We start from the raw sequence: 26,796 nt of genomic DNA, 5'->3' as shown, positions 1-26,796 counted from the left end.
GTTTTCATCGCGTCACAACCTCAAAGAGGCAATGGACGCCTTGCGGAAGAGACTGCGTAAGCAGTTGACCCCGAAAAAGCGGAGCCTGAAGCACGGACCGGTTAGAAGATCCTTGCGGTATGGGCGGGATTGCGTCAGACCTATGGCGTTACTCCCGGTGGCCGCAGCCGGGGGAATGATAGTGCGGGGCGTGGGCTGTCTCGAGATAGCGCGCACGCGGTATTCGAGACTTGGCGGGCGAACGGTTTTTGCGAGCTTTCAATGGGACGTGGTCGTGATTTCAGGGGGCCGCAGAAGCGCGGCTTCGATGAGGGTGGTGCCGAGCCGCAGTGGCCCGATCAGCTCCCCTCCAGCGGCGGGTACGGCGGCGGGGACCGCTTCGGTGGCGGTTACGGCGGCGGTGGTGGTTTCGACCGCGGTCCGTCGCGCGCTGCCGCGGCGCCGACAGGCCCGGAGCGTGATGCCACGGTAAAGTGGTTCAACAAGGAGAAGGGCTTCGGCTTCGTGGAGCTCGGCGACGGCTCCGGCGACGCCTTCCTCCACATCCGCGCGGTCGAAGCCGCCGGCCACGACGATCTCCTTCCCGGCACGCGCCTGACGGTCCAGACCGCTCAGGGCCAGAAGGGTCCGCAGGTCACCGCGGTGACCAGCGTCGACACCTCGACGGCCGAGGCGGCTCCGCCCCGGCGCGAGGCCCCGCGCTTCGGCGGCGGTGGTGACCGCTTCGGTGGTGGCGGCGGCGATCGCTTCGGCGGTGGCGGCGGCGACCGCTTCGGCGGCGGCAGCCGTGACCGCTTCGGCGGTGGCGGCGGTGGCGGCGGCGGGCGTTTCGCCAGCGGCCCCTCGGTCGAGATGACCGGCACCGTGAAGTGGTACGACCCGGCCAAGGGCTTCGGCTTCGTCTCGGTCAACGACGGCGGCAAGGACGTGTTCGTGCACCGTTCCGCCCTGTCGCGCGCCGGCCTCGACTCTCTGGCCGAGGGCCAGCAGGTCACCCTCGGCGTCGTCGAGGGCCAGAAGGGCCGCGAGGCGCAGAGCGTCAGCGTCGATTACTGATCGACGCGCAACGGATTGACGAAGCGGCGGCCTCACGGCCGCCGTTTTCGTTTATCGGGATGGCGCGCATATCGGGCGCCTCCCGAGCGAACAGCGTGAGAGTGATGCGATGCGGCGGACGGCGAGCGCGCTCGGCCTGCTCCTCCTCTGCGCGGCGCCGGCCGCGGCGGAGGACTTCACCGGCTTCTATGCCGGGGTGAATGCGGGCTGGGCCTCCGGGCGCGACCGCGACACCGTCTCGGCGGTGCCGTCCCTGCCGGGCGAGGCGCAGCCGGGAGACGGACTCCCACCGAGCGTGGCGCGGGTGCAGGAGCGCCGCCTGCCGGAATCCGAACGCTCTGCGCGGGGACGCTGAGCAGCGCCCGCCGACTCCGTCACTGTTTTCGCGGGTAGCGCTCGGCCACCAGGGCGTGGGCGAGGCGGGCGGTCTGCACCTCGCCGCCCTCCGGCCGACCCGGCTTGGTCGAGGGATTCCAGCCGAACAGGTCGAAATGCACGTGGGCTCGCGTGCGGCGCACGAACCGGCGCAGGAACAGGGCGGCGGTGATCGCCCCGGCGAAGGGGCCGCCCGGCGCGTTGTTGAGGTCGGCCACCTTCGAATCGAGCAAGCTGGCATAGGGCGCGTGCAGGGGAAGGCGCCAGACCGGATCGTTGACGCTGAGCCCGGCCCGCGCGACGGCGGCGGCCAGCCCTTCGTCCTCGGTGAAGAAGGCAGGCAGTTCGGGCCCCAGGGCCACGCGGGCGGCGCCGGTGAGGGTCGCGAAATCGATCAGCAGTTCGGGCTCGTCCGCATCGGCCAGCGCCAGGGCGTCGGCGAGGATCAGGCGGCCCTCCGCATCGGTGTTGCCGATCTCGACAGTGAGGCCGGCGCGGGAGCGGAGCACGTCGCCCGGCCGGAAGGCCTCGCCGGCGATCGCGTTCTCGACGCTCGGCACGATCAGCCGCAACCGGACCGGCAGGCCCGCGCCCATGATCATCTCGGCAGCCGCGAGCGCGGCGGCGGCGCCGCCCATATCCTTCTTCATCAGCAGCATGTTGGAGGCGGGCTTGATGTCCAGCCCGCCCGTGTCGAACACCACGCCCTTGCCGACCAGCGTGACCCGCGGCGCATCCTCCGCGCCCCAAGTCAGGTCGATCAGCCGTGGCGCCCGCGGCGAGGCGGCGCCGACCGCGTGGACGAGGGGAAACTCCTCTTTCAGAGCCTCGCCCGCGGTGACGGTGACCACAGCCCCGAACCGGGCGCCGAGGGCACGCAAAGCCGCCTCGATCTCGGCGGGGCCGAGGTCGTTGGCGGGGGTGTTGACGAGATCCCGCCCGGCGCAGACCGCCGCCGCGATCCGCCCCAGCGCCGCCGCGTCGACGCCCTCCGGGGCGACGAGGCGCGGACGCGGCTCGCCGGGCTTGCGGTAGCGTTCGAACCGGTAGCTTCCGAGCAGCCATGCCAGGGCCGCCTCGCCCGCATCGAACCCGTCAGCGGTCTCGAACCGATAATCGCCTGCCGGCAGCGTCCCCGGCAGCTTGCCGGCCAGGAAGCGGTCGCGGGCCGGCGCTTCGGCCTCGCCGAGACCGAGCAGCACGCGGGCGAGGCGCCCGTCGTCACCGGGCAGCAGGGCGACGCGCCCGGCCTTCGGGGCAAAGCCCGTGGCGGCGGCGAAGGCTCGCTGGATCGGCGGCAGCGCCGCCTCGGCGCCCGCCCAATCCTGCGCCGTCACGCAGAGAATCGGGATCGCGTCGGCGACGTCGATGAGGAGGGCGGGTCCGTCCCGGGTCTCGGTCTGGGTCATGGAGAATAAGCTTAACCGGCCATTAGGGTTAACGCTCTATCACCCCGGGGTCGGCGCGGCGCAAGCGCCGGCGTTCCGCCTTGGGAGATGACAGAGATGACCGGCATCCGCGGCACGGCCCCGCGCCTGCTCGCTGCGGCCGTGATCGGCCTCGGCCTTGCCGGCTGCCAGAGCCGCTCGCCGGAGACGACGGGCTCGATCGGCGGCCTCGATCTGCTGGGCACGAAGCGCTCCGAGCGCTCGCCCCGGGCGGAGATCGACGCCCTGGCCGCGCGCTACGCCTCCGACCCGAAGGACGTGCGCAACGCCATGCGCTACGCCGACGCCCTGCGGGCGACCGACCAGAAATCCCAGGCCGCGGCCGTGCTCCAGCAGGTCGCCCTGCGCAATCCGAAGGACCGGGCGGTGCTCGCCGCCTACGGCAAGAGCCTCGCGGAGGCCGGCCGCTACGGGGAGGCCAACGAGGTCCTTCAGAACGCCCACAGCCCGGCTCAGCCGGACTGGCGCGTGCTCTCGGCGCAGGGCATGGTGGCCGACCAGACCGGCGATCACGCCCGGGCGCAGAGCCTCTACGACGCGGCTCTCAAGATCGCCCCGAACGAGCCGCGCATCCTGTCGAATCTCGGCCTGTCCTACGCGCTCGCCCGCCAGCTCGACGCGGCGGAGACGACGCTGCGCCTCGCCGCCGAGCAGCCCCGGGCCGACGCCCGCGTGCGCGGCAACCTCGCTCTGGTGCTCGGCCTGAAGGGCCGCTACGACGAAGCCGAACGGGTGCTGGCACAGGATCTCGGCCCGGCGGAGGCGGCAGCCAACGTCCAGTCCCTGCGCGCCATGGCGGCCCGCCATGCGGGAGCGAAGACGGCTCAGGCCGCGGCCCCCAATCCCCGGCGGCAGCTCGCGCGGAGCGTGGTCCCGTAGATCGCGGGCTCGCCCCCGAACTTCTCGCCCTCCGACCTTGACGAATCCGGCCCATCTCCCCTATAGGCTCGCCACTTCCATAGGACTCCGCCGGTATCGATTGTCGCGAGGGTTCGACGCCCTCGGCGCGAGAGCCGTGTGGCATTGCCGAAACGCTTCAGCGCCGAGACCCGGCCTAACGTTGACAGGACTGTAACGATGTCGCGTCGCTGCGAACTCACGGGCAAGGCCGTTCAGGTCGGTCACCTCGTGAGCCACTCGAACCGGAAGACCAAGTGCCGGTTCCTGCCGAACCTCTGCAACGTCACGCTGCAGTCGGATGCCCTCAACCGCCGCGTCCGCCTGCGGGTCACCGCCCACGCGCTGCGCTCGGTCGAGCACCGCGGCGGCCTCGACGCGTTCCTCGTCAAGGCGCGCGAGATCGAGCTGTCGCAGACGGCCCGCCTGCTCAAGCGCGACATCGAGAAGAAGCTCGCCGAGACCGCGACGCCCGCCGCCGCGTAACGCGTCCGGGCCGGCACGGACCGGCCCTCTTCGCAGAATCATCGGGAGGCCACCGGATGCGCTGAGGCGCCCGGTGGCCTTTTCCGTTCGACGGGGCACTCGCGGCCGATGACGGCGCTCACCCTCATCCTTCCGATCTTCGGTCTCGTCCTCGTCGGCTGGCTGGCCTCGCTCACCAAGATCATCTCGGAGCGGGTCGGCGACGGGCTGTCCGAATACGTCTTCTCGCTCGCGGTGCCGGCCCTCATCGTCTCGACGCTGACGCGGCCGGGGCTCTCCGGCGAAATCGCCTGGGGCTACTGGGCGAGCTATTTCGGCGGGGCGGCTCTCGCCTGGACGGTCGGATCGCTGATCGGACGCCGCACCGAGGGCGTCGACCGGCGCGGCGCGGTGCTGCACGGCTTTGCCGCGAGCCAGTCCAACACGGTCTTCGTCGGCGTGCCGATGATCCTCCAGGCCTACGGCGAGGCGGGGGCCTTCCCGCTCTTCATGCTGCTTGCCGTGCACCTGCCCTTGATGATGGGCGCGGCGACTCTCCTGATCGAATCGGAGGGCGGGCGTTCCTACAGCCAGCGGCTGAAGGCGCTGGGCCTCGCCCTGGGCAAGAACCCGATCTTCCTGGCACTCGTCGTCGGCATGGCGATGAAGGCCGCGGGCCTCTCCTTCTCGGGCATTCCGAAGGCCCTGGTCGATGCCTTGGCCGGCACCGCCTCGACCTGCGCCCTGATCGCGCTCGGGGCCGGACTGACCCGCTACAAGGTGCTGCACGACCTTCCCGGCGCCAGCGTCGTCGCGGCCCTGAAGCTCGGGCTGCATCCGCTGGCGGTCTACGGGCTGGCCTTCCACGTCTTCACCATGCCGCCGGCCTATGCGGGCGTGGCCGTGCTGTTCGCGGCAATGCCGGTGGGCATCAACTCGTACTTGCTGGCGGTGCGATACAAGAGCGAGCAGGGGCTCGTGGCCGCCGCCGTGCTGGTCTCGACGCTCGCCGCGACCGCGACCACCATCGGCTGGCTGATGCTGCTCGGGCGGGGATAGTTATCGAGAAGGCTCCTCGACCCGGCTCCCGCCCGCATCCCGAGGTGCCGGAGCGCAGCGCAGGCCTCGCAGGCTGAGGCCGGTGGATGGGAGACGCGTTCTCAAGCAGGATCTCGCGTCGTCGGGCGGAAGGGCTGCGTTGACCCCGGCTCCCTCGCTCCATAGGTTGCCCGCTCTCGCGCCCCGGCCCGGATGGCCGGTGTGACGCTTGTCCAAACCCCGAAAAGCTCCCTTCCGATGTCCGCGCCCCTTCGTCTCGACCCCGACATTCTGGAGGCCGCCGCCTCCGCCGCCGCCTGGCCGTTCGAGGAGGCGCGCAAGCTCGTGGCGCGGCTGGAGAGGAAGCCCAAGAGCGAGGTGCTGTTCGAGACCGGCTACGGCCCCTCGGGCCTGCCGCATATCGGCACCTTCGGCGAGGTCGCCCGCACCTCCATGGTGCGCCACGCCTTCCGGGTGCTGACCAAGGACGCGGTGCCGACCCGGCTGATCGCCTTCTCCGATGACATGGACGGCCTGCGCAAAGTCCCTGACAACGTGCCGAACCGCGAGCGGCTGGCCGAGGCCCTGAACCTCCCGCTGACCCGGGTGCCCGACCCGTTCGGCACGCATGAGAGCTTCGGCGCGCACAACAACGCCGAGCTGCGCCGCTTCCTCGACGCCTTCGGCTTCGACTACGAGTTCCGCTCGGCCACCGAGTGCTACAAGGCCGGCCTCTTCGACGACACGCTGCGCCTCGTGCTGGAGCGCTACGAGGCGGTGATGGCGATCATGCTGCCCTCGCTGCGGGCCGAGCGCTCGGCGAGCTACTCGCCCTTCCTGCCGATCCACCCCGTCACCGGCCACGTGATGCAGGTGGCGATCGACGAGGTTCGGCCCGCCGCCGGCACCATCGTCTGGCGCGATCCGGCGACGAACGAGTCCTACGAGACGCCGGTGACCGGCGGCCACGTCAAGCTGCAGTGGAAGCCCGACTGGGCGATGCGCTGGGTCGCGCTGGGCGTCGATTACGAGATGGCCGGCAAGGACCTGATCGATTCGGTCAAGCTCTCGGGCCAGATCGCCCGCGCCCTCGGGGCCGAGCCGCCGGAGGGGTTCAACTACGAACTCTTCCTCGACGAGAAGGGCCAGAAGATCTCGAAGTCGAAGGGCAACGGCCTGACCATCGACGAGTGGCTGACCTACGCCACCCCGGAATCGCTGGCTTTGTTCATGTACAACAAGCCCCGCGAGGCCAAGCGCCTGTTCTTCGACGTGATTCCGCGCCACGTCGACGAGTACGACAACTTCTTGGGCCGTTTCGCCGGCCAGGAGGCCAAGCATCGGCTCGGCAATCCGGTCTGGCACCTGCACGCAGGCGCCCCGCCGGCCATCGAGACCATCGATGAGGCCGGCACCACGCTCTCCTTCGGCATGCTCCTGAACCTCGTGGCAGTGGCCAATGCCGAGGACGAGGCGGTGCTGTGGGGCTTCATTCGCCGCTATGCCCCGAATGTCGGACCCGAGACGCATCCGCGGCTCGCCGGTCTCGTGACGCGCGCGCTCGCCTATTACCGGGACTTCGTGCGGCCGCAGAAGCAGTACCGTGCCCCCACCGAAGAGGAGGCCGCCGCTCTGCGCGACCTCGCGGGGACGCTCGAGGAGCACGAGAGATCGACCGATCCGGAAGCGTTGCAGGCCATCGTCTACGAGGTCGGACGGCGCCACTTCCCCGACCTGTCGGGCAAGGCCAAGAGCCCTGACGGACGGCCCGGCGTCTCCAAGACGTGGTTCGCCTCGATCTACAACGTGCTGTTCGGCGAGGCGCAGGGACCGCGCTTCGGCTCGTTCATCGCGCTCTACGGCGTGGCGGGCACCCGGGCGCTGATCGAGAAGGCACTGAGCGGCGCGCTGGTGGCCGAGCACGAGGCCTTCCTGGCGAGCCGCAAGGCCGCGGCAGCCTGAGCAGGGGCGGGGCCGATGCGGAGGATGCGGGCGTTGGCTGGCATCCTCGGCGTTCTCGCCGCCCTGATCGCGCCGAACCGGGCGGTGGTGCGGGCCCTGTCGGGAGGCTGAACCACGCCGGTCGGCTCGTCGCCGGCCACCTCACATCACGAAAAATCAGCCGGACGGCGAGCGATCTTCGCGCGAGGCGGCTCGAAATCGATCTCCGCGACGCCCGGCATCGCCAGCGCATCGGCAACGTTCCGCCGCCCGTGGAGTCGCCGTGTGCTCCGATCAAGCGCCGCCGCCAGCCCGATACCGGCGGCGTAGGCCGCGACGTTCCACGGTGAGAAGACGCGGCCGAGCAACAATTGCCCCGCCAGCGTCAAGCGGAAGGCATCGAGCCCCGGCGTGTGGACGAGGCGGAACAGCTCGACCAACACGGCGACGATCAGAGCGATCGCCGCTAGCCGCGCGACCGGGGCGGCGGGCCGTACGAACGCGACGAGTCCGTAGACCATCGCGCCCCACAGGACGGAGCCCGCATACTTCACGACCTCTTTCGGCATGCCGAGCGGCAGATAGCGCACGCCGAGGCCCGCCGCGATCACGGCGAGGACCGCGGCGAAGAGGCGGAGACGGCGGGATCGGAGGCTGAGCATCGTGGTGCGGCGGTTTACAGGGCGGGAGGCGCCCGGTATCACCCCGGGCCACACCGACATACGAGTTTCACACCAGATGCGCGCCGAGATCGAACAGGCCTCGGATGCCGCCAAGCAGTCTATAGGGCTGCTGAGGAGGCATCTTTGACTGGGACACCGTCGATAAACGTCTCGCGGAGCTGAATGCGGCTTCCGAGAATCCCGACCTCTGGAACGATCCAGAGGCCGCACAGAAGGTCATGCGCGAGCGCCAGGAGCTCGACGAGGCCGTCACCGCGATCAAGAAGCTCGAACGCGAGCTCGAGGATGGCGCGACGCTGATCGAACTCGGCGAGATGGAGGGTGACCAAGCCTCCATCAACGAGGGCGAGGCCGCGATCAAGGCGGTCGAGAAGGAGGCCGCGAGCCGGCAGGTCGAGACCCTGCTCTCGGGCGAGGCCGACGGCTTCGACACCTATCTCGAAGTCCATGCGGGCGCGGGCGGCACCGAGAGCCAGGACTGGGCCAACATGCTCCAGCGCATGTATGCCCGCTGGGCCGAGCGCCGGAAGTTCAAGGTCGAGATCGTCGAGATGACCGACGGCGAAGAGGCCGGGATCAAGGGCGCCACGCTCCTGATCAAGGGCCACAACGCCTATGGCTGGCTCAAGACCGAATCCGGCGTGCACCGGCTGGTGCGGATTTCGCCCTACGATTCCAACGCCCGACGGCACACCAGCTTCGCGAGCGTATGGGTCTATCCGGTCGTCGACGACCGGATCGAGATCGAGATCAAGGAATCGGACTGCCGCATCGACACCTACCGGTCATCGGGCGCGGGCGGCCAGCACGTCAACACGACCGATTCGGCGGTGCGCATCACGCACAACCCGACCGGCATCGTTGTGGCGTGCCAGCAGGAGCGCTCGCAGCACAAGAACCGGGCCACCGCCTGGAACATGCTGCGCGCCCGCCTCTACGAGGCCGAGCTGAAGAAGCGCGAGGAGAAGGCCAACGCCGAGGCCGCCTCGAAGACCGAGATCGGCTGGGGCCACCAGATCCGAAGCTACGTGCTTCAGCCGTACCAGCTCGTAAAGGATCTGCGCACGGGCACCCAGTCCACCGATCCGGACGAGGTTCTGGACGGCGACCTCGACCCGTTCATGGAAGCCTCGCTGGCGCAGCGGGTCTATGGCGGCAGCGAGGAAGTGGCCGACATCGACTGAGCGAGACACCCTCTCCCCGGCGCTCCGGGGCGAGGGCCTCCCTCAATCGGCGAAGACGAGCTGCGCGCCTGCGCGCAGAAACCGCTGCGGATCGACCGGCTCGCCGTCGATGCGGGTCTCGTAGTGCAGGTGGCTCCCGGTGGAGCGCCCCGTCGAACCGGCCAATCCGATCACGCTGCCCGCCTCGACCCGCTGGCCGACGGAGACCGCGGCCGCGGAGAGATGCGCGTAGCGGGTGACGAGGCCGCGGCCGTGATCGACCTCGACCATGTTGCCGTAGCCGCCGGCATATTCGGCGGCGGTCACCCGCCCGGCCGCCGTGGCGTGGACCGGGGCGCCGGTCGCCGCGCGCATGTCGAGGCCCGTATGGAGGGCATAGCCGCGGGTGAAGGGATCGAGCCGGGCGCCGAAGCCGCTGCTGAAGGTGATCTCGCCGGGCAGGGGCTGGCGGAAGGGGAGGGCGGCGGCGACCCGGCGCAGATGCGTCTCTTCCTCGATCTGGCGGCGGGCCTCGGTCAACGCCCGCTCGAAGGCGTCGCCGGCGAGCGGCACCAGGGGACCGCCGACGCCCTCCTTCGGCGCGTCGAAGCGGGCGGGCGACAGGCCGGTGCGGGCGATCAGGTCGCGAAACCGCTCGGCGCTGCGCTCGGCTTGGCGGGCGACGCCGGCCAGCGCGCGGGACTGGGCCTCGCCGATCCGGTCGAGGGCGGTTTCCAGCCGGGCCACGCGGGCGCCGGGGCCCGGATCGGCTTCGGCGCGATCGTCGCCGCCGAACCGCAACTCCGGAGTCGGGAACGGCTTTTGCACCCGCGGCGCCTCGGAAACCGGGGCGGGAGCCGGCGGCACGTCGATCTGGGCCGCCGCACCGCCGAGACCGGAAAGCAGACCCTGGCGCTTCTCGATCAGGTCCTGCCGCTCGGCCAGAGCCGCGAGACGGCTCTCGACGCCGCCGCGGGCCGTCTGGCGCTCGGCGGCCGCGCGATCGAGGGCACGCTGGAGGGCGCCGAGCCGCTCCTCGTAGGCGTATTGCATCGCGCTCTGACGGGAGACGAAGCGGGCCAGCGCCTCGTCGTGGAAGACGAGGTAGTAGCTCGCTGCCAGCACCCAGAGGATGGCGAGGGCGCATCCGATGCCGAGCGTGAGGGCAAGGCGGCGCTCGGAGATGGGGAGGGCGGCGCTGCGGCCGGCCCGGGCAGTCGATGGCATGGGCACGTCGGACGTTCGATGACGGGCACGATCACAGCCGATTAAGGTTAAGGAAGCTTGATGCGGACCCGGGGCCCGCGCCGCTCCTTATGAAATCCCTATGCCGGAGCCTTTGCCTCCGTCTGGGTTCCTCACGGGCAAAGTAAGACGTCTCGCACCACCGGGCACCCGTCCGGATGGAGCATCGCAATGACTGTCTTCCGGCACATCGCCGCCGAGTTCAGGACCGACCACGCCTTCAGACTGATGATCCTGGGCCTGGACTCCTGGTCCGTCCTCTCCCTGGCCCTGCTCGCCCTGAACCTCCTCGACCTCCTGTCCGCCTCCTGAGCGCGGGCTTCCTGCCCGGTCCGAGCGAACATCCGACTGCGCCGTGTCCGTCGACCGCGCTCCAGCGCCTCGCCGGTCGCTGCCGCGCCTGCGGCGTGCCGTTCAGCGGCTTCGCGGTCGAAGACACGGGCGTCATACGGGTCGACCGGGCCCGGTGGCGCGGCACCTGTCCCAGCGCGGCGCTGATCGATGTTCCCGGCGCCTGCCGGCAGTTGCAATCGGCCTGGCGTCCGGAGGCGCGCGCGGTCGGATCGACGGCGCCGGGCTCCGGCCGATCCTAATGCGATCCTCACGCGATCGCCGTTTGCCCCCTCTCGAACCCTAACGCGGTTCCAGGCCAGATTCCGGGGCGGCCGCTCGGGCCCCGGTACTCCCGGGATCGGGCGGCCGATCGGACAGGGACGCCCCATGCTCGACATCGTCTTCATCGCCGCGGGCCTCGCCTTCTTCGCGCTCGCCGCGGGCTACGCCGCGCTCTGCGAGCGCCTCTGAAGGAAGCCCCCATGACTCTCGACCTCGCCCTCGGCGCCTGCGTGGCGGCCGGGCTCCTCGTCTACCTCACCTACGCCCTCGTCCGCCCCGAGCGGTTCTGAGCGGCCGAGCACGGACTTCCCCCATGACACTCCAAGGCTGGATGCAGATCGCGCTGTACGGCGCGGTCGTGCTGGCGCTCGTCAAGCCGCTCGGCGGCTACATGACCCGTGTCTTCAACGGCGAGCGCACCCTGCTCTCGCCCGTGGTCGCCCCGTTCGAGCGCGGCCTCTACCGTCTCTCCGGCATCGACGCGCGTCAGGAACAGAGCTGGCTCGGCTACGCCGGCGCGATGGTCGTGTTCAACGGACTCGGCTTCGTGCTGCTCTACGCGCTCCTGCGCCTGCAGGCGGGGCTGCCGCTGAACCCGGCCGGGCAGGCCGCGGTGGCGCCCGACCTCGCCTTCAACACCGCGGCGAGCTTCGTCACCAACACGAACTGGCAGTCCTACGGCGGCGAGACCACACTCTCGTACTTGAGCCAGATGCTCGGGCTCACGGTCCAGAACTTCGTCTCGGCAGCGTCGGGCATGGCGGTCGCCGTGGCGCTGATCCGCGGGTTCGGCCGCGCCTCGACGAAGACGCTCGGCTCGTTCTGGGTCGATCTGACCCGCGCTACCCTCTACGTCCTGCTTCCGCTCTGCCTCCTGCTCGCGCTGGTGCTGGTCTCGCAGGGGATGCCGCAGACGCTCGGGCCGTCCGTCGAGGCCACGACCCTGGAGGGCATCAGGCAGACCATCGCGGTCGGGCCGGTGGCGAGCCAGGTCGCGATCAAGATGCTCGGCACCAACGGCGGCGGCTTCTTCAACGCCAACGCGGCGCATCCCTTCGAGAACCCGACGGCGCTCTCGAACCTCCTGCAGATGGTGGCGATCTTCGCGATCGGGGCGGCGATGACCAACGTGTTCGGCCGCATGGTCGGGGATGAGCGTCAGGGCTGGGCGATCCTCTCGGCGATGGGCGTGCTGTTCCTGGCCGGCGTCCTCGTCACCTACTGGGCCGAGGCGAACCCCAATGGCGTCCTCGCCCATCTCGGCCTGAGCGGCGGAAACATGGAGGGCAAGGAGGTCCGCTTCGGCATCGCGGCCTCCGCGCTCTTCGCCACCATCACCACCGCCGCCTCCTGCGGCGCGGTCAACGCCATGCACGACTCGTTCACGGCGCTCGGCGGCCTCGTGCCCCTGCTCAACATGCAGCTCGGCGAGGTCATCGTCGGCGGCGTCGGTGCCGGGCTCTACGGCATGCTCGTCTTCGTGATCGTGGCGATCTTCGTCGCCGGCCTGATGGTCGGCCGCACTCCCGAATATCTCGGCAAGAAGATCGAGGCCCGGGAGGTGAAGATGGCGATGCTCGGCATCCTCTGCCTGCCGCTGGCGATGCTCGGCTTCACGGCGCTCGCGACCGTGCTGCCCGCCGGGCTCGCGGGGCCCGCCAATGCCGGCCCGCACGGCTTCTCGGAGATCCTCTACGCCTACACCTCCGCGGCGGCCAACAACGGCTCGGCCTTCGGCGGGCTCACGGCCAACACGCCCTTCTACAACGCGACCCTGGCGGTCGCGATGCTGCTCGGGCGCTTCTTCGTGAAGATCCCGGTCCTGGCCATCGCGGGCTCGCTGGCGGCCAAGAAGACGGTCCCGGCCTCCGCCGGCACGCTGCCGACCCATGGCGGCCTGTTCGTCGGCCTCCTCGTCGGCGTGGTGCTGATCATCGGCGGCCTCACCTTCTTCCCCTCCCTGGCCCTCGGGCCGATCGTCGAGCACCTCGCGGGCGAGGCCGGCCAGACCTTCCCGGCGGGCGGCTGAGATGGCGCACCCCCTTCCGTCCCGGCGCCTTCCGCGCCGCGGACTGCCGCGGCAGCGGCCGCCGCTCCATCGCGCCCACGGCGGCGGGCTGAACCCCCTGCGCACCTCCGACCTCGTCCTGGCGCTCCTCGGCGTCGCCCTCCTCGGCGGCCTCGCCCTGATGGCGGCCTTCGCCCTGGCGTCCGAGACGACCGCATCCTGAACCGACACGGCCCGGCCCGCTGCCGAGCCCCCTCGCTCCTTCCCGGACACCACCATCCATGTCCCGCAAGACCTCGTCCCTGTTCGCCGTAGCCCTGGTCGGCCCGGCGCTCCTCGGCTCCGTCAGGAAGCTCGACCCGCGCGCCATGATCCGAAACCCGGTCATGTTCGTGGTCGAAGTCGTGGCCGCCCTGACCACCGTGCTGTTCCTCCGCGATCTCGCCACGGGTGGGGCCGACCTGTTCTTCTCCGGCCAGATCGTGCTCTGGCTCTGGTTCACCCTGCTGTTCGCCAACTTCGCCGAGGCCTTGGCCGAGGGGCGTGGCAAGGCCCAGGCCGACTCGCTCCGGCGCACCCGCACCGAGATGACGGCCAAGCGACTCACCGGGCGCGGGCGGGACTACGAGACGGTGGCCGGCACCGCCCTCAAGGTCGGCGACGTCGTCCTGGTGGAAGCCGGCGATCTCATCCCCTCCGACGGCGAGGTCATCGAGGGCGTCGCCTCCGTGAACGAGGCCGCCATCACCGGCGAGTCCGCGCCCGTGATCCGCGAATCCGGCGGCGACCGCTCGGCGGTGACCGGGGGCACGCAGGTGCTCTCCGACGCGATCAAGGTGCGCATCACCGCCGCCGCCGGCTCGACCTTCGTCGATCGCATGATCGCCCTGGTCGAGGGCGCCGCGCGCCAGAAGACGCCCAACGAGATCGCTCTCAACATCCTGCTCGCCGGGCTCACCCTCGTCTTCGTCATCGCGGTGGCGAGCATCCCGAGCTTCGCGAGCTATGCCGGCGGCGCCATCCCCGTGATCGTGCTGGTCGCGCTGTTCGTGACGCTGATCCCGACCACGATCGGCGCACTGCTCTCGGCCATCGGCATCGCCGGCATGGACCGGCTGGTGCGCTTCAATGTGCTGGCCATGTCCGGCCGCGCCGTCGAGGCGGCGGGCGATGTCGACACGCTGCTCCTCGACAAGACCGGCACCATCACCCTGGGCAATCGCCAAGCGACGGAGTTTTGCGCCGTGCGCGGCGTCTCCGAGCAGGAACTGGCGGATGCGGCGCAACTCGCCTCGCTCGCCGACGAGACGCCGGAGGGGCGCTCGATCGTCGTGCTCGCCAAGGAAGCCTACGGCATCCGGGCACGTGACATGGCGGACCTGGGTGCCACCTTCGTCCCCTTCACCGCCCAGACGCGCATGAGCGGGATCGATATCGACGGCGCCTCGATCCGCAAGGGCGCGGTCGAGGCCGTCATCGCCGCCGTCTCCGGCCCTGTGCCGGTGCGCGGCGAGGCGGATCTCGCCCTGGCCGTCCGGCCGGAGACCGAGGCCGTCGCCGAGGTGCGCGCCCTCGCCGAGGCGATCGCCAGGGCGGGCGGCACGCCGCTCGCGGTCGCGCGCGACGGACGGCTGCTCGGCGTCGTCGCGCTCAAGGACATCGTGAAGGGCGGCATTCGCGAGCGCTTCGCGGAACTGCGCCGGATGGGCATCCGCACGGTGATGATCACCGGCGACAATCCCGTCACCGCGGCCGCCATCGCGGCGGAGGCCGGTGTCGACGACTTCCTCGCCCAGGCGACGCCCGAGGACAAGCTGGCGCTGATCCGGCGCGAGCAGGCCGACGGAAAGCTGGTGGCGATGTGCGGCGACGGCACCAACGACGCGCCCGCACTCGCCCAGGCCGATGTCGGCGTGGCCATGAACACCGGCACGGTGGCGGCGCGGGAGGCCGGCAACATGGTCGATCTCGATTCCGACCCGACCAAGCTCATCGAGATCGTCGGCATCGGCAAGCAATTGCTGATGACGCGCGGGGCGCTCACCACCTTCTCCATCGCCAACGACGTGGCGAAGTATTTCGCGATCCTTCCGGCCATGTTCCTGACGCTCTACCCGCAGCTTCAGGCGCTCAACGTCATGGGGCTCGCTTCACCGCAGAGCGCGATCCTCTCGGCGATCATCTTCAACGCCCTCATCATCGTCGCGCTGATCCCGCTGGCTCTGCGGGGCGTCACTTACCACGCGGTCGGCGCGGCCTCGCTCCTGCGCCGCAATCTCCTCGTCTACGGCCTCGGCGGCGTCGCGGTGCCCTTCATCGGCATCAAGCTCATCGACCTCGCCGTCACCGCCCTACACCTCGCCTGAAGTTCCGGGCCCCGGAGAACCCCATGTCGAACCCGCTGCGTCCCGCCCTCGTCCTGCTGGTCGCCCAGACGGCGGTCACGGGCCTTGCCTATCCCCTCGCCGTGACCGGTCTCGCCGGAACCATCTTCCCCGCAAAGGCCGCCGGCAGCCTGGTCGAGCGCGGCGGCCGCGTCGTCGGCTCCGAGTTGATCGGCCAGAACTTCGCGAGCGCCGGCTACTTCCACGGCCGGCCCTCGGCGACGACGGCACCGGACCCGGCCGATCCCGCCAAGACCGTTCCGGCGCCCTACAACGCGGGGAACTCCATGGGCTCGAACCTCGGGCCCACGAGCGCGGCTCTGGCAGAGCGGGTGCGGGGCGATCTCGGCGCGCTTCGGGCGGAGAACCCGGGCCGGCCGGTGCCGGTCGATCTCGTCACGGCCAGCGGCTCGGGCCTCGATCCCGACATCTCGCCCGAGGCCGCCCTGTTTCAGCTGCCGCGCGTTGCCAAGGCCCGCAACATCCCGGAGGACAGGCTGCGCGACCTCGTCGCCGGCCAGGTTCGGGGGCGCACCCTCGGCCTCCTCGGCGAGCCGCGCGTGAACGTCCTGGCGCTCAACCTCGCGCTGGACGAGCTGACGTCGCGCTGAGACTCTCAAGATATGCCCGAGACCGGCCGCGATCCGAACCGCCCCTCGCCCGACGCCCTGCTCGAAGCGGCGCGCCGGGAGGAGCGGACGCGCGGCCGGCTCAAGGTCTTTCTCGGGGCGGCCCCGGGCGTCGGCAAGACCTACGAGATGCTGACCGTCGGCCGGTCCAGGCTGAGGGCCGGCGCCGACGTGGTGGTCGGGATCGTGGAGACCCATGGCCGCGCCGAGACCGAGGCGCTGCTCGACGGCTTCGAGGTGATCCCCCGCCGCGCCGTGCCCTACCGCGGTACGGCGCTGGAGGAGATGGATCTCGACGCGCTGCTCGCCCGCCGGCCGCAGCTCGCCCTCGTCGACGAACTCGCCCACACCAACGCGCCCGGCTCGCGCCATCCCAAGCGCTATCAAGACGTCGAAGAACTGCTCGACGCCGGCATCGACGTGCTGACCACGCTCAACATCCAGCATGTCGAGAGCCTCAACGACGTGGTGGCCTCCATCACCCGCATCCGCGTCCGCGAGACCGTGCCGGACGGCATCCTCGACCGGGCCGACGACATCGAGGTGGTGGACCTCAACCCCGACGACCTGATCGAGCGGCTGAAGGCGGGCAAGGTCTACGTCCCGACCCATGCCGAGCGGGCTTTGCGGCACTATTTTTCCCGCGGAAACCTCACGGCACTTCGCGAGCTCGCGCTCCGCCGCACCGCCGACCGGGTCGACGACGAGCTCCTGAGCCACATGCGGGCCAATGCCATTCCCGGCCCCTGGGCGGCGGGCGAGCGGGTCCTGGTCTGCGTCAGCGAGGATCCCCGCTCGGCCGGCCTGGTGCGCCACGCCAAGCGGCTCGCCGACCGCCTGCATGCCCCCTGGACGGCGCTCTTCGTCGAGGGCGCCCGCTCCGCCTCCCTGAGCGAGGGGGCGCGCGACCGCATCGCCGAGGCGTTGCGGCTCGCCGACCGGCTCGGGGGCGATGCCGTGACGATGCCGGGCGGGCGGCGGATCGCCGACGACATCCTCGCCTATGCCCGCACCGCCAACGTGAACCACATCGTGGTCGGCAAGGCGACGCGCTCCTGGGCCTTCGAGCTTCTGAACGGCTCGGTGGTGCACGACCTCGTGCGGGGCTCCGGCAACATCAGCATCCACGTGGTGCCCGGCGAGGCGGCGCCCGCCGAGTCCCCCTCGCGGCGCGCGGTCGCGACGCGTCCACCCTCCGCCGCGCCCGATCTTGGCGCCTACGCGACCGCCCTCTTCGCCACCGCGCTCGGGCTCGGGCTCGCCCTGCTGCTGCAGCCCTATACGGGCGTCGAGAACGCCGACCTGATCCTGCTGACGGCGGTGGTGGCGGTGGCGGTGCGCCTGGGCCTCGGCCCGTCGCTGGCGGCGGTGGTGATGGCCTCGCTCGCCTACAACTTCTTCTTCCTTCCGCCGGTCTACACCCTGACCATCGCCGACCCCACCAACGTCGCGGCCTTCCTGCTCTTCACCGTGGTGGCGGTTCTGGTCTCGAACCTCGCCGCACGCGTGCGCCGGTCCGCGATGGTCAGCCAGAGCCGGGCGCGGGCGACCGAGCGGCTCTACGGCTTCTCCCGCAAGCTCTCGGGCTGCGGCACCCTCGACGACGTGCTCTGGGCCACCTCGGCGCAGGTCGCGGCCATGCTGAAGGTCCGGGTCGTGCTGCTGCTGCCCGAGGGCGAGACCGTCACCGTCCGGGCCGGCTACCCGCCGGAGGACAGGCTGGACGAGGCCGACCGCGCCGCCGCCCAATGGGCCTTCGACAACGAGCGCCCGGCCGGGCGCGGCGCCGACACGCTGCCGGGCGCCCGGCGCCTGTTCCTGCCCCTGCGCACGGGCCGGGGCACGATCGGTGTGATCGGCCTCGACGCGGACGGGACCGGGCCGATCCTGACGCCGGAAGGGCGGCGCCTCCTCGATGCGCTCGCCGATATGGGCGCGCTCGCCATCGAGCGTGTGCGGCTCGTGGAGGATCTCGACCGGGCCGAGCGCGCCGCCGAGACCGACCGCCTGGCCCGAGCCCTCCTCACCTCGATCAGCCACGATCTGAGGACGCCGCTCGCCTCCGTGCTCGGCGCGGCCAGCACCCTGCGCGACCTCGACGCGGCGCTTCCGCCCGAGGCCAAGGCGGATCTGCTGGCGACGATCATCGAGGAATCGGAGCGGCTGAACCGCTTCATCGCGAACCTGCTCGACATGACCCGCCTGGAGGCCGGGGCGGTGGCGCCGAACCTCGTGGCCCAGGACGTCACCGAGGGTGTCGACACGGCGCTGCGGCGCCTGGAGAAGGTGCTCTCCGGGCATAGGATCGCCGTCGCCCTCGCGCCCGACCTGCCGACGCTCCGGCTCGATCCGATCCTGTTCGAACAGGTGCTCGTCAACCTGCTCGACAACGCCGCCAAATACGCGCCCGAGGGCACGACGGTCACGGTGCGCGCCCGCCGGGAGGGCGGCAGCGTGCGCATCGAGATCCTCGACGAGGGCGACGGCCTGCCCGAGGCGGAAGCCGAGCGCGTGTTCGACAAGTTCTACCGGGTGCGCAAGAGCGACCGGGTCCGCGCCGGGACGGGGCTCGGGCTGGCCATCGCGCGCGGCTTCGTCGAGGCGATGGGCGGCCGCGTCACCGCGGCCAACCGGCCGGACCGCGCGGGCGCCTGCTTGACCGTGACGCTGCCGGTGCCGGCCGGCTCCGCGAAGGACATCGCCGCATGAGCCCGATCATCCTCGTCATCGACGACGAGCCGCCGATCCGCAGATTGCTGCGGATGGGGCTCGCCACCCAGGGCTACGCCATCCTGGAGGCGGCAAACGCCGCCGCCGCACGCGAAATCCTCGGGCGACACCGGATCGATCTGATCATCCTCGACCTCGGCCTGCCCGACATGCGCGGCCACGACCTGCTGCGCGCGATCCGGGCGAGCCATCCCGACCTGCCCGTGGTGGTCCTGTCGAGCCGCGACGACGAGGGCGGCAAGGTCGAAGCGCTCGATCTCGGCGCCGACGACTACGTCACCAAGCCCTTCGGCATGGCCGAGCTGCTGGCCCGGCTGCGCACGGCCCTGCGCCACCAGCTCGCCGCGAAGGGCGAGCGCCCGGTTTTTTACGTCGACGGCCTGTCGGTCGATCTCGTGCGGCGCATCGTGCGGGTCGACGGCGCCGAGGTGAAGCTCACGCCGCGCGAGTACGACTTCCTGCGGGTTCTCGTGCTCCATGCCGGCAAGGTGCTGACCCATGCCCAGCTGATGCGGTCGGTCTCGGTTTCCTCGGACCCGCAATATCTGCGCGTCTACATGCGCCAGCTTCGGCAGAAGCTGGAGGCCGACCCCGAGCGGCCCCGCATCCTGCTGACCGAGACCGGCGTCGGCTACCGGCTGCGCGCGCCCGACGACGAGCCGAACCCCGGGCCGCCCGCGATCGGCGAAGCACCGCCTGGATCCGGAACGAGCCTCTGATGTCCTCTCGCGCATATCGCCGGCCGGTGCGATGATCCTCGGCAACTCGGGATCGGGCCGACCGACCGGTGCAGACGACGCCGGCTGGGCGCCCTCGGATCGCTCGCCGTCCTTGCGAGGCGGGATCCGAGGCAATCAAGCGGACGCCGTCTCACAGGCGCAGTTCGACGCGCTCCCCGGATATAAGTACGGCGTCGGGCCGGTGGCCGGTCTCGTCCGCGGCGAAGTCGACCGCATCCTTCCGGCTCCGGAACAGCCCTCCGGCGCGCCCGTGGATCTCGATGGCGACCCAGCGGCCCTCCGGGTCCTGGCCGACGACGAACCGGGCCAGGTCCGCGGCGGAGGTCTCGGCAGGGATGGCGGCGAGCGAGAGGGTCGGAGGCATTGCGGATCGGGGGTTCGCGCGATCCGGCTCGGACCGCGCGCTCAAGCTCGGCCGGATCGCGTAAGGGTTCGAGCGGGAGGCGGGCCCGCCTCCATCAGCATTCTATCAGGATTTCGGCCCGGAGACGGTCCCGCCGGCTCCCATGAGGCGGCTCAGGGCAGGCTGCGGGCAGCCTCCAGCACCTCCTCGGCATGGCCCGGCACCTTCACCTTGGCCCAGACCCGGGCGATGCGGCCCTCACGGTCGATCAGCAGCGTGGTGCGCTCCACGCCCATGTACTTGCGGCCGTACATGCTCTTCTCGACCCAGACGCCGTAGGCCTCCAACATGGTCCTGGCCTCGTCGGAGGCGAGCGGGAAGCCGAGCCCGTACTTCGTCCGGAACTTGTCGTGGCTCTTCACCGAGTCCGGCGAGACGCCGATCACCCGGGTGTCGGCCGCCGCGAAGGCATCGGACAGGCCGTTGAAGGTCTGCGCCTCCAGGGTGCAACCGCTCGTATCGTCCTTGGGGTAGAAGTAGAGCACGATCTTGTGACCGCGCAGGGCCTCCAGGGCGATGGTCTCCCCGCCCGCTCCGGGTAACGAGAACAGAGGTGCGGCATCGCCGGGTTCGAGGGGCATCTCGCCTTCCTTTCGGCCGATTGATGGTGTGCCTTACCCCATGCACGCATCGCTCCGGACACGCCATGCCGGAGAGGGCGATATCCTGAGGAAAGACGCCCCGGGGCGAACCGACCTCCGCCCGAACCTACGGGTGCAGCAGCGAACGAGTGATGGATCAGGAAACGGCCAGGACCCTGCTCCAGGAGGCGGTCGAGATCGGGCCGCCCCGCAAGGCGGCCTGCAAGCCGCCCCGTGGGCGCCGCCGCCGTGCCTGCCTGTTCACTGCGCTCGCCCTGGTCCTCCTGGTCGGGCTGGGCGGCGGGCTCGCCCTGTGGCGCCTGTCGCAGGGGCCGATGCGCATCGACGGCCTGACGCAGCAGGTGGCCGAGGCGGTCGCCGGCCGCTTCGGTCCGGGCTGGCGGGTGGCGTTGCGCGACAGCGCCCTCGAACTCGACGCGGAAAACTCTCTCGCCCTGCGGGTCGACGGGCTCGACATCTACAATCCCGACGGTGCCCTGGTGGTGCGCGCGCCCCTGGCGGTGGTGAGCCTCGACACCTGGAGCCTGCTGCAACTGGCGGTACAGCCCCGCTCCATCGAGTTCCGCGACATCCAGATGACCGCCCTCGTCCACGACGACGGCTCCATCGCCTTCGCGGCCTCCTCGCCCAATCAGGCCGACGCGGCCAAGCCCCACACGCTGCCCAGCGTGGATGCCGCCCGCGGCACCGTCTCGCCGGTCTCGGCCGCGGTCGCCTCGATCTTCGGCGTGGTGCTCGACCCGGCGGGCGTCATCGGCGCCCTCGACCGGGCGCGCATCACCAACGGTCGGCTGACCCTGATCGACGACGCCAACCATCAGGCGACCTTCGAGCGGGTGAACGGCTTGTTCCACCGCGGCGCCAGCGACGGCGCGCGGGTGTTCGAGCTGCGCATCGACGGCCCCCACGGCGAGTGGCGCTTCGGCGGGCGTGTCCACGAGGCGGGGGAGGGCCGGCGCGCGGGCGTCATCACCCTGGACGACCTGCCGGTCACCGACCTCCTGCTCCTGTCCGGCCATTCGAAGATGCCGGTGGAGTCCGACCTGAAGATCTCGGCCAAGGCGGATGTGGCCCTGGTGGGCGGCCGCATCGAGACGATGCAGGCGGAGGTGAAAACCGGCGAGGGCCTGTTCCTCATCGACGAGAAGGACTTCAACCCCGTCGTCATCGAACAGCTGCGCGCCCAGGCCCGCTGGGACGAGGCGCAGCGCTCCCTCGACATCTCGGCGATCGACTACAAGGGCGGCGGCAACGAGGCCCACCTGACCGGCGCCTTCGCCATCGGCCATTCCGGCGCGCCGGAGGCCTGGACCCTGGACCTCGCCGGCAACGACCTGCTGCTGCGCGGCGCCGCCCGCTCCGACCCGTCCTTCCGCGTCGGCTCGGTCACGGGGCGCGTGACCGGGCGCAACGGCGGGGTCAACATCGAGTCGCTCGCCATCACAGGGGACAATCTGAACGGCCGCCTGAGCGGCACGGTCGGAACCCGGGCCGACGATGCGGGGCTGACCCTGCGCATCGGCGCCAGCGGCACCGACGGGCGCAAGGCCCTGCGGCTCTGGCCGGAGAACATCGCCCCGGCGGTGCGCAACTACCTCGTGGACGAGTTGCGCGGCGGCCGGCTCGATCAAGCCGACATCCAGATCGACATGAGCGGGCCGGAACTCGCCGCCGCGACCCGCGGCGACCCGATGCCGGACAACGCGCTCCGCGTCACCTTCGCGATCTCCGAGGCGGGGCTGACCATCTCTCAGGACGCACCTCCGCTCAGCGGCGGCCGGGTCTCCGGGACGATCACCGGGCGCAGCACCACGATCCAGAACGCCACCGCCGAGATCCGCCTCTCCGACAGCCGCGTGCTCTCGCTCTCGGACGGTTCCTTCGTGATCCGCGATCCCGAGCCGCACAAGGTCGTCGCTCAGGTCGGCCTGCGCCTCGGCGGCAGCGCGGATTCGCTGGCCGCGCTCCTCGAAACCCCGATGTTCCGGGGGCTGACCGGCGCCGATATCGACCCCTCCACGATCAAGGGCCGGGCCGACCTGCGCATCGACCTGCCGATCGACCTCAAGCACGTTCCCGAACTCGCCGAGATGCCGGTGACGCTCACCGGCACGCTCACCGACCTCTCGATGGAGAAGGCGGTCGGCAAGGACCGTTTCGAGGCCGGCCGCTTCTCCGTCTCGTTCGACCGCAGCGGCTTTGCCCTGAAGGGCGACGGCCGGCTGCTCGGCGCGCCCGTCGCCATCGATCTGCGCCAGCCCAAGCCCGGCAGCCCCGGCGAGGCCGTTGTGACGCTCTCCCTCGACGACGCTTTCCGGGCCAAGCGCGGCCTGCCCACGGCGCCGCAACTCGGCGGCGTCATCCCCGCCCGCGTGGTGATGCCGGTGGGCGGCCGCCCCGCCTCGGCGGGCAAGCCGCCCGCCCGGATCGAGGCGGACCTGACCCGGGCCTCGATCAACGGATTGCTTCCGGGCTGGAGCAAGCCTGTGGGCAAGGCCGGGCGGCTCGGCTTCACCCTGGTGGAGAGCGCGGGCGGTGGGATGGAATTGCGCGACATCGCCCTCGACGCGGCGCCCGCGCTCGCCCGGGGCAGCGCCACGATCTCGGCGGAGGGAACCCTGGAGCGGGCGGACCTCACCAGCCTCAAGCTCTCGCCGGGCGACGACATGCGCGTCAGCCTCGACCGGGCGGGCTCGGCCTACAAGGTCGCCGTGAAGGGCGCGGTCGTCGATGCGCGCCCCTTCCTCAAGAGCATGACGGGTCCGGACGAGAAGGGCGGGCGCGACTCGGGCAAGGAGATCGACGCCGAACTCGCCGCCAACATCCTGTCGGGCTTCAACGGCGAGTCGCTCACCAACGTGACCTTGAGGGCGAACCTCAAGGGCGGGGACGTGCGCACCGCCCAGTTCAAGGGCCGTTTCGGCGGCGCGCCCCTCAACGCCACGGTGGTGAAGGGCGAGCGCGGGCAGCCGCTGCTCAGCCTCGAATCCGCCGATTCCGGCGCGACCCTGCGCTTCCTCGACATCTACAAGCGGATGAATGGCGGGCGCCTCGCACTCAACGTCTACCTCAATGACGGTCCCCAAGCCGGCGTCGTCCAGATCAAGGACTTCGCCCTGCGCAACGAGCCCGCGCTCTCGAGCATCGTCGCCCAGGCGCCGCCCCCCGCGGACGGACGGCGCGCGGCGGCGAATGCCAACGATGTCGGCTTCGACAAGATGCGGGCGAACTTCGTCCGCAGCGGCTCGCGGGTCAGCTTCTCGGACGCGGCGATCTCGAACGCGGCGATGGGCTTCACCGCGGGCGGCTGGCTCGACACCGCCAAGGAGCGCACGCAGATCGACGGCACCTTCGTGCCGCTCTACGGCCTCAACAACGTGGTGGCCCACCTGCCGCTGGTCGGCCCGCTGCTCGCGGGCGGCAGCAACGAGGGCCTGTTCGCGGTCAACTTCAACGTCTCGGGCCCGATCGCCAAGCCGACGGTGAACGTGAACCCGCTCTCGGCGGTCGCCCCCGGCTTCCTGCGCAAGCTCTTCGGTGCGGGCAGCGGCGACGCCTTCGCCAACGGCGCCGGAGCGGGCGCACCGGAGCGTTAGAGAAAGACGGCATCGCTCGGCCGTGTCGCGAACTCTGCCTGGACGTCAGGCGGGTTCCGATCCCGCGGGAATGTCCGGCTGCCGGAGATCGGCATCGGGACAATGGGATTTCCAGGGGCTCGCGGACAGGTCGAATGCAGGACTCTTTCGACCCCGACGAGCGGCCTTGAAGCCTGAGCTCACTCGCTCGTCCTGATATCCGGTCTGACAGCAAAGCAGACAGCATCGATCCGTAGGATGCGCCGCGCGAGCTCGGCCCTGAATACAGTCGTTACCTCACGCTGCGACCTTTGTTTGCAGCGTGCCGGAAACAGGGAAATGCTTTCTTCGATTGGGTTCTGATCCGCATTTTTGCCGATGCGAGACATCACGGCACCCTGCGCACCGCTCAGCCGGATCCAGCGAAGACTATCTGTGTCCACATGCAGCCGATGGGTCTCTCCCGGCACCTGAGCACATCGACCGGCAGGCCGAACACATCTGCCAATTCACGAAGCTCAGTCGATCCGTTCAAAGAACTCGGATAGCTGCAATCCGGGACAGGGGCAGCGCCCGTGCCATTTGACTTCCCTTCCTTCCAAATTGCATGATACGGAAATTGTCAGCCGTCGGTGCCCTTTGTCGCTAATTTTAATCAGCGGCAGATTGGATGTTAAGCATGCCGCATCAATCGAGGCGATATTGGCTTGAACTGCTGCCTGACGCTCTAACTGCTTCTCAAGTCGGCATCTGGGAAACGGACTTCGGAAGCGATCGCACCGTCGCTGATGCAACCACCGCCGCATTGTTCGGCCTAGATCCCATGCAAGCCGCGATCGGATTGCCCCTGTCGGCCTACGCTGAGGCGATCTTCCCTGCCGACCGGGAGGAATTCTTCACGAATATCGGTCGCGTCTTTGAGCATGGCGGCTCGTTCGTGGTCGAGTATCGCGTCTGCTCAGCCGCGAACGGCGTGCGCTGGGTGTTGGCGCGGGGACATTACGAGCGCGATGACAATACCGGAAACGTCATCGGGCGCGGCATCGTCGTCGACATCACCGAGAGCAAGCTGAACTGGCAAGCGGAAAATCACGCGTTCTTCTTCCTGCAAAAGAACGAATCGCCGCTCGATCGCCTCGCAACCTGCGCGCTTCAAGCCCGACACGCGGTCGATAAGATGGCTGGACACGATAGGACAGCGCTGCGCGTTGCCGCCGATGCTCTACTGTGGGCGGTCGGGCGTGCCCTCGCCAAACGGAGCCGCTTCTAAACTCCTACTGTTCTCAGCGAGCAACGTCCGCTTGGCGGCCTGTAGCGCCCCTCGCTGGGCCGACCCGATCGAGTCATCGCGTTCCCGGCGCTTTCAAGAGCCGCCCTCCGTTCGGGCTGTGCTCTTCCGGCCGCGGCGGTGCCGGATCGGTTCGTTCACGCTCGCGGAAAAGACGGTCGATCACGCGCGGGGAGGCTGAGTGCAGGCAATCCGGCAGCGCGAGCGTGATCGAACCGATGCGGAAGGCTCATTCCGGCCGCAGCAGCACGTGCTTCTTGCGTCCGAAGGAAAGCTTGATCACGCCCTCGACGGTCAGGTCTTCACTGCGCAGGACCGCGCGCTCATCGCTTACCTGTACGTCGTTGACCCGCAGCCCGCCGCTCTTGATCTGGCGGCGCGCCTCGCTCGTGGAGGGAACCAGCCGGGCGTAATCCGGACCGAACGCCGTGAGCAGGCCGAGTCCCGCCTCCAGCGCCGCGCGCGGCACGGCGACGCTCGGTAGCGACTCCGCGAGCGTGCCCTCCACGAAGGTCTTGCGGGCCGTCTCCGCCGCCTGCTGCGCCGCCTCGTCGCCGTGCATCAGCCGGGTCGCCTCGGTGGCCAGCACCGTCTTGGCCTCGTTGATCTCGGCGCCCTGCAGCGCGGCCAAGCGCTCGATCTCGGCGAGCGGCAGCAGCGTGAACAGCTTGAGGAAGCGGCCGACGTCGGCATCCTCGGTGTTGCGCCAGAATTGCCAGTAATCGTAAGGCGAGAGCATGCCCGCATCGAGCCAGACCGCGCCGGCGGCGGTCTTGCCCATCTTGGCGCCGGACGCTGTGGTGAGCAGCGGGCAGGTCAGGCCGTAGAGCTGGGGCGTGCCCATGCGCCGGCCGAGATCGATGCCGTTGACGATGTTGCCCCACTGATCCGAACCGCCCATCTGCAGGCGGGTGCCGAGGCGGCGGTTGAGCTCCACGAAATCGTAGGACTGGAGGATCATGTAGTTGAACTCCAGGAACGAGAGTTCCTGGTCGCGCTCCAGCCGCATGCGCACGCTGTCCATCGACATCATGCGGTTGACCGAGAAGTGGCGGCCGATGTCGCGCAGCATCTCGATGTAGTTGAGCCGGGTCAGCCACTCGGCGTTGTCGACCATCACGGCATCGTTTCCGCCCTCGCCGAAGCCGAGGAAGCGCGAGAACGTCTTCTTGATCCCCTCCTTGTTGGTCTCGATCTGCTCGAGCGAGAGGATCTTGCGCGACTCGTCGCGGCCCGAAGGGTCGCCGACCCGGGTGGTGCCGCCGCCCATCAGCACGACGGGCCTGCCGCCGGTCTGCTGCAGCCAGTGCAGCATCATGATCGAGAGCAGGTGGCCGACATGCAGCGAGGCCGCCGTGCAGTCGTAGCCGGTATAGGTCGTCAGCCCGCCCTCGGCCGCCAGCGCGTCGATGCCGGCGAGATCGGAGGCTTGGTGGATGTAGCCGCGCTCCTGCAGCACCCGGATGAAGTTGGATTTCGGCGCGAAGCTCTCGGCGGTCATCGTGGTCGGT

General features: G+C 70.2%; 23 protein-coding genes. 17 read left to right on the top strand and 6 right to left on the bottom strand.

Translation table 11 applies throughout. From position 1 onward, the window contains the following. Positions 1 to 261 precede the first annotated feature (261 nt). Together BY998_RS24975 and BY998_RS01605 are read left to right on the top strand one after the other, a co-directional pair. Positions 262 to 1,056, top strand: coding sequence for a cold shock domain-containing protein (locus BY998_RS24975; protein ID WP_110349864.1), 795 nt, complete (start codon positions 262 to 264; stop codon positions 1,054 to 1,056). 109 nt (positions 1,057 to 1,165) lie between these two features. Further along, on the top strand, positions 1,166 to 1,411 hold the full coding sequence (locus tag BY998_RS01605; protein ID WP_110349863.1) for a hypothetical protein: 246 nt from the start codon (positions 1,166 to 1,168) through the stop codon (positions 1,409 to 1,411). A 19-nt stretch (positions 1,412 to 1,430) separates the two neighbouring features. On the opposite strand, the gene BY998_RS01600 is transcribed toward BY998_RS01605, so the two are convergent. Next, positions 1,431 to 2,840, bottom strand: coding sequence for a leucyl aminopeptidase family protein (locus BY998_RS01600; RefSeq protein WP_110349862.1), 1,410 nt, complete (start codon positions 2,838 to 2,840; stop codon positions 1,431 to 1,433). A gap of 87 nt (positions 2,841 to 2,927) precedes the next feature. On the opposite strand from BY998_RS01600, the gene BY998_RS01595 reads away from it, so the two are divergent. The 4 genes from BY998_RS01595 (at position 2,928) to BY998_RS01580 (ending at position 7,241) form a co-directional block, all read left to right on the top strand. Further along, positions 2,928 to 3,758, top strand: coding sequence for a tetratricopeptide repeat protein (locus BY998_RS01595; RefSeq protein ID WP_110349861.1), 831 nt, complete (start codon positions 2,928 to 2,930; stop codon positions 3,756 to 3,758). 198 nt (positions 3,759 to 3,956) lie between these two features. Beyond that, complete coding sequence (gene rpmB, locus BY998_RS01590; protein WP_110349860.1) at positions 3,957 to 4,262, top strand: 50S ribosomal protein L28; 306 nt, start codon at positions 3,957 to 3,959, stop codon at positions 4,260 to 4,262. Positions 4,263 to 4,370: 108 nt separating this feature from the next. Then, positions 4,371 to 5,300: an AEC family transporter gene (locus BY998_RS01585; protein WP_110349859.1), complete on the top strand. Its 930-nt coding sequence runs from the start codon at positions 4,371 to 4,373 to the stop codon at positions 5,298 to 5,300. A gap of 237 nt (positions 5,301 to 5,537) precedes the next feature. After that, positions 5,538 to 7,241 (top strand): lysine--tRNA ligase, encoded by a 1,704-nt coding sequence (locus tag BY998_RS01580; protein WP_110349858.1) that lies wholly within the window; start codon positions 5,538 to 5,540, stop codon positions 7,239 to 7,241. Positions 7,242 to 7,387: 146 nt separating this feature from the next. Here BY998_RS01580 and BY998_RS01575 read toward each other — a convergent pair whose 3' ends face one another. Then, on the bottom strand, positions 7,388 to 7,996 hold the full coding sequence (locus BY998_RS01575) for a DUF2809 domain-containing protein (RefSeq protein ID WP_245421438.1): 609 nt from the start codon (positions 7,994 to 7,996) through the stop codon (positions 7,388 to 7,390). Between BY998_RS01575 and prfB the strand changes: the two genes are divergently transcribed. Then, a protein-coding gene (prfB, locus tag BY998_RS01570) for a peptide chain release factor 2 (protein WP_110349857.1) occupies positions 7,959 to 9,087 on the top strand; the annotation gives its coding sequence in 2 pieces (ribosomal slippage) (positions 7,959 to 8,027 and positions 8,029 to 9,087; 1,128 coding nt in all). The genes BY998_RS01575 and prfB overlap by 38 nt on opposite strands. Before the next feature lie 42 nt (positions 9,088 to 9,129). Here prfB and BY998_RS01565 read toward each other — a convergent pair. Further along, positions 9,130 to 10,293, bottom strand: coding sequence for a M23 family metallopeptidase (locus BY998_RS01565; protein ID WP_110349856.1), 1,164 nt, complete (start codon positions 10,291 to 10,293; stop codon positions 9,130 to 9,132). Positions 10,294 to 10,482: 189 nt separating this feature from the next. Between BY998_RS01565 and BY998_RS24195 the strand changes: the two genes are divergently transcribed. The 8 genes from BY998_RS24195 to BY998_RS01530 all read left to right on the top strand — a co-directional run bounded on the left by BY998_RS24195 (position 10,483) and on the right by BY998_RS01530 (position 19,396). Next, entirely contained in the window at positions 10,483 to 10,623 is a 141-nt protein-coding gene (locus BY998_RS24195) for a hypothetical protein (protein ID WP_181425402.1), read from the top strand. Positions 10,624 to 11,126: 503 nt separating this feature from the next. Then, the gene (locus BY998_RS01560; RefSeq protein WP_110349855.1) at positions 11,127 to 11,216 is read left to right on the top strand and encodes a K(+)-transporting ATPase subunit F; all 90 of its coding nucleotides are present in this window, start codon (positions 11,127 to 11,129) and stop codon (positions 11,214 to 11,216) included. A gap of 23 nt (positions 11,217 to 11,239) precedes the next feature. Further along, on the top strand, positions 11,240 to 12,955 hold the full coding sequence (gene kdpA, locus BY998_RS01555) for a potassium-transporting ATPase subunit KdpA (protein WP_110349854.1): 1,716 nt from the start codon (positions 11,240 to 11,242) through the stop codon (positions 12,953 to 12,955). A gap of 1 nt (position 12,956) precedes the next feature. Beyond that, a complete protein-coding gene (locus tag BY998_RS01550) occupies positions 12,957 to 13,157 on the top strand; it encodes a hypothetical protein (RefSeq protein WP_110349853.1) in 201 nt (66 codons plus the stop codon). Between the two features lie 58 nt (positions 13,158 to 13,215). Next, positions 13,216 to 15,300: a potassium-transporting ATPase subunit KdpB gene (kdpB, locus tag BY998_RS01545; protein WP_110349852.1), complete on the top strand. Its 2,085-nt coding sequence runs from the start codon at positions 13,216 to 13,218 to the stop codon at positions 15,298 to 15,300. A gap of 23 nt (positions 15,301 to 15,323) precedes the next feature. After that, a complete protein-coding gene (locus BY998_RS01540; RefSeq protein WP_110349851.1) occupies positions 15,324 to 15,929 on the top strand; it encodes a K(+)-transporting ATPase subunit C in 606 nt (201 codons plus the stop codon). Between the two features lie 12 nt (positions 15,930 to 15,941). Continuing rightward, positions 15,942 to 18,656, top strand: a complete 2,715-nt coding sequence (locus tag BY998_RS01535; protein WP_110349850.1) for a sensor histidine kinase KdpD — start codon at positions 15,942 to 15,944, stop codon at positions 18,654 to 18,656. Continuing rightward, positions 18,653 to 19,396 carry a response regulator transcription factor gene (locus BY998_RS01530; protein WP_110349849.1) on the top strand — a complete coding sequence of 248 codons (744 nt, stop codon included), beginning with the start codon at positions 18,653 to 18,655 and terminating at the stop codon, positions 19,394 to 19,396. Before BY998_RS01535 ends, BY998_RS01530 begins: the two co-directional genes overlap by 4 nt. Before the next feature lie 151 nt (positions 19,397 to 19,547). Here BY998_RS01530 and BY998_RS01525 read toward each other — a convergent pair whose 3' ends face one another. Together BY998_RS01525 and BY998_RS01520 are read right to left on the bottom strand one after the other, a co-directional pair. Beyond that, complete coding sequence (locus tag BY998_RS01525; protein WP_110349848.1) at positions 19,548 to 19,781, bottom strand: hypothetical protein; 234 nt, start codon at positions 19,779 to 19,781, stop codon at positions 19,548 to 19,550. Positions 19,782 to 19,933: 152 nt separating this feature from the next. After that, on the bottom strand, positions 19,934 to 20,401 hold the full coding sequence (locus BY998_RS01520; RefSeq protein ID WP_110349847.1) for a peroxiredoxin: 468 nt from the start codon (positions 20,399 to 20,401) through the stop codon (positions 19,934 to 19,936). A 152-nt stretch (positions 20,402 to 20,553) separates the two neighbouring features. On the opposite strand from BY998_RS01520, the gene BY998_RS01515 reads away from it, so the two are divergent. Next, positions 20,554 to 24,018, top strand: coding sequence for a DUF3971 domain-containing protein (locus BY998_RS01515; RefSeq protein WP_110349846.1), 3,465 nt, complete (start codon positions 20,554 to 20,556; stop codon positions 24,016 to 24,018). 658 nt (positions 24,019 to 24,676) lie between these two features. Continuing rightward, on the top strand, positions 24,677 to 25,267 hold the full coding sequence (locus BY998_RS01510; RefSeq protein ID WP_110349845.1) for a PAS domain-containing protein: 591 nt from the start codon (positions 24,677 to 24,679) through the stop codon (positions 25,265 to 25,267). A 247-nt stretch (positions 25,268 to 25,514) separates the two neighbouring features. Here the strand turns inward: BY998_RS01510 and tyrS are convergent, their stop codons facing one another. Next, positions 25,515 to 26,786 carry a tyrosine--tRNA ligase gene (gene tyrS / locus BY998_RS01505; protein WP_110349844.1) on the bottom strand — a complete coding sequence of 424 codons (1,272 nt, stop codon included), beginning with the start codon at positions 26,784 to 26,786 and terminating at the stop codon, positions 25,515 to 25,517. Between the last annotated feature and the right edge of the window lie 10 nt (positions 26,787 to 26,796).

This window comes from Methylobacterium sp. B4 (assembly GCF_003201865.1).
GTDB lineage: Bacteria > Pseudomonadota > Alphaproteobacteria > Rhizobiales > Beijerinckiaceae > Methylobacterium.
This window is presented reverse-complemented; position numbering and strand designations above follow the sequence as displayed.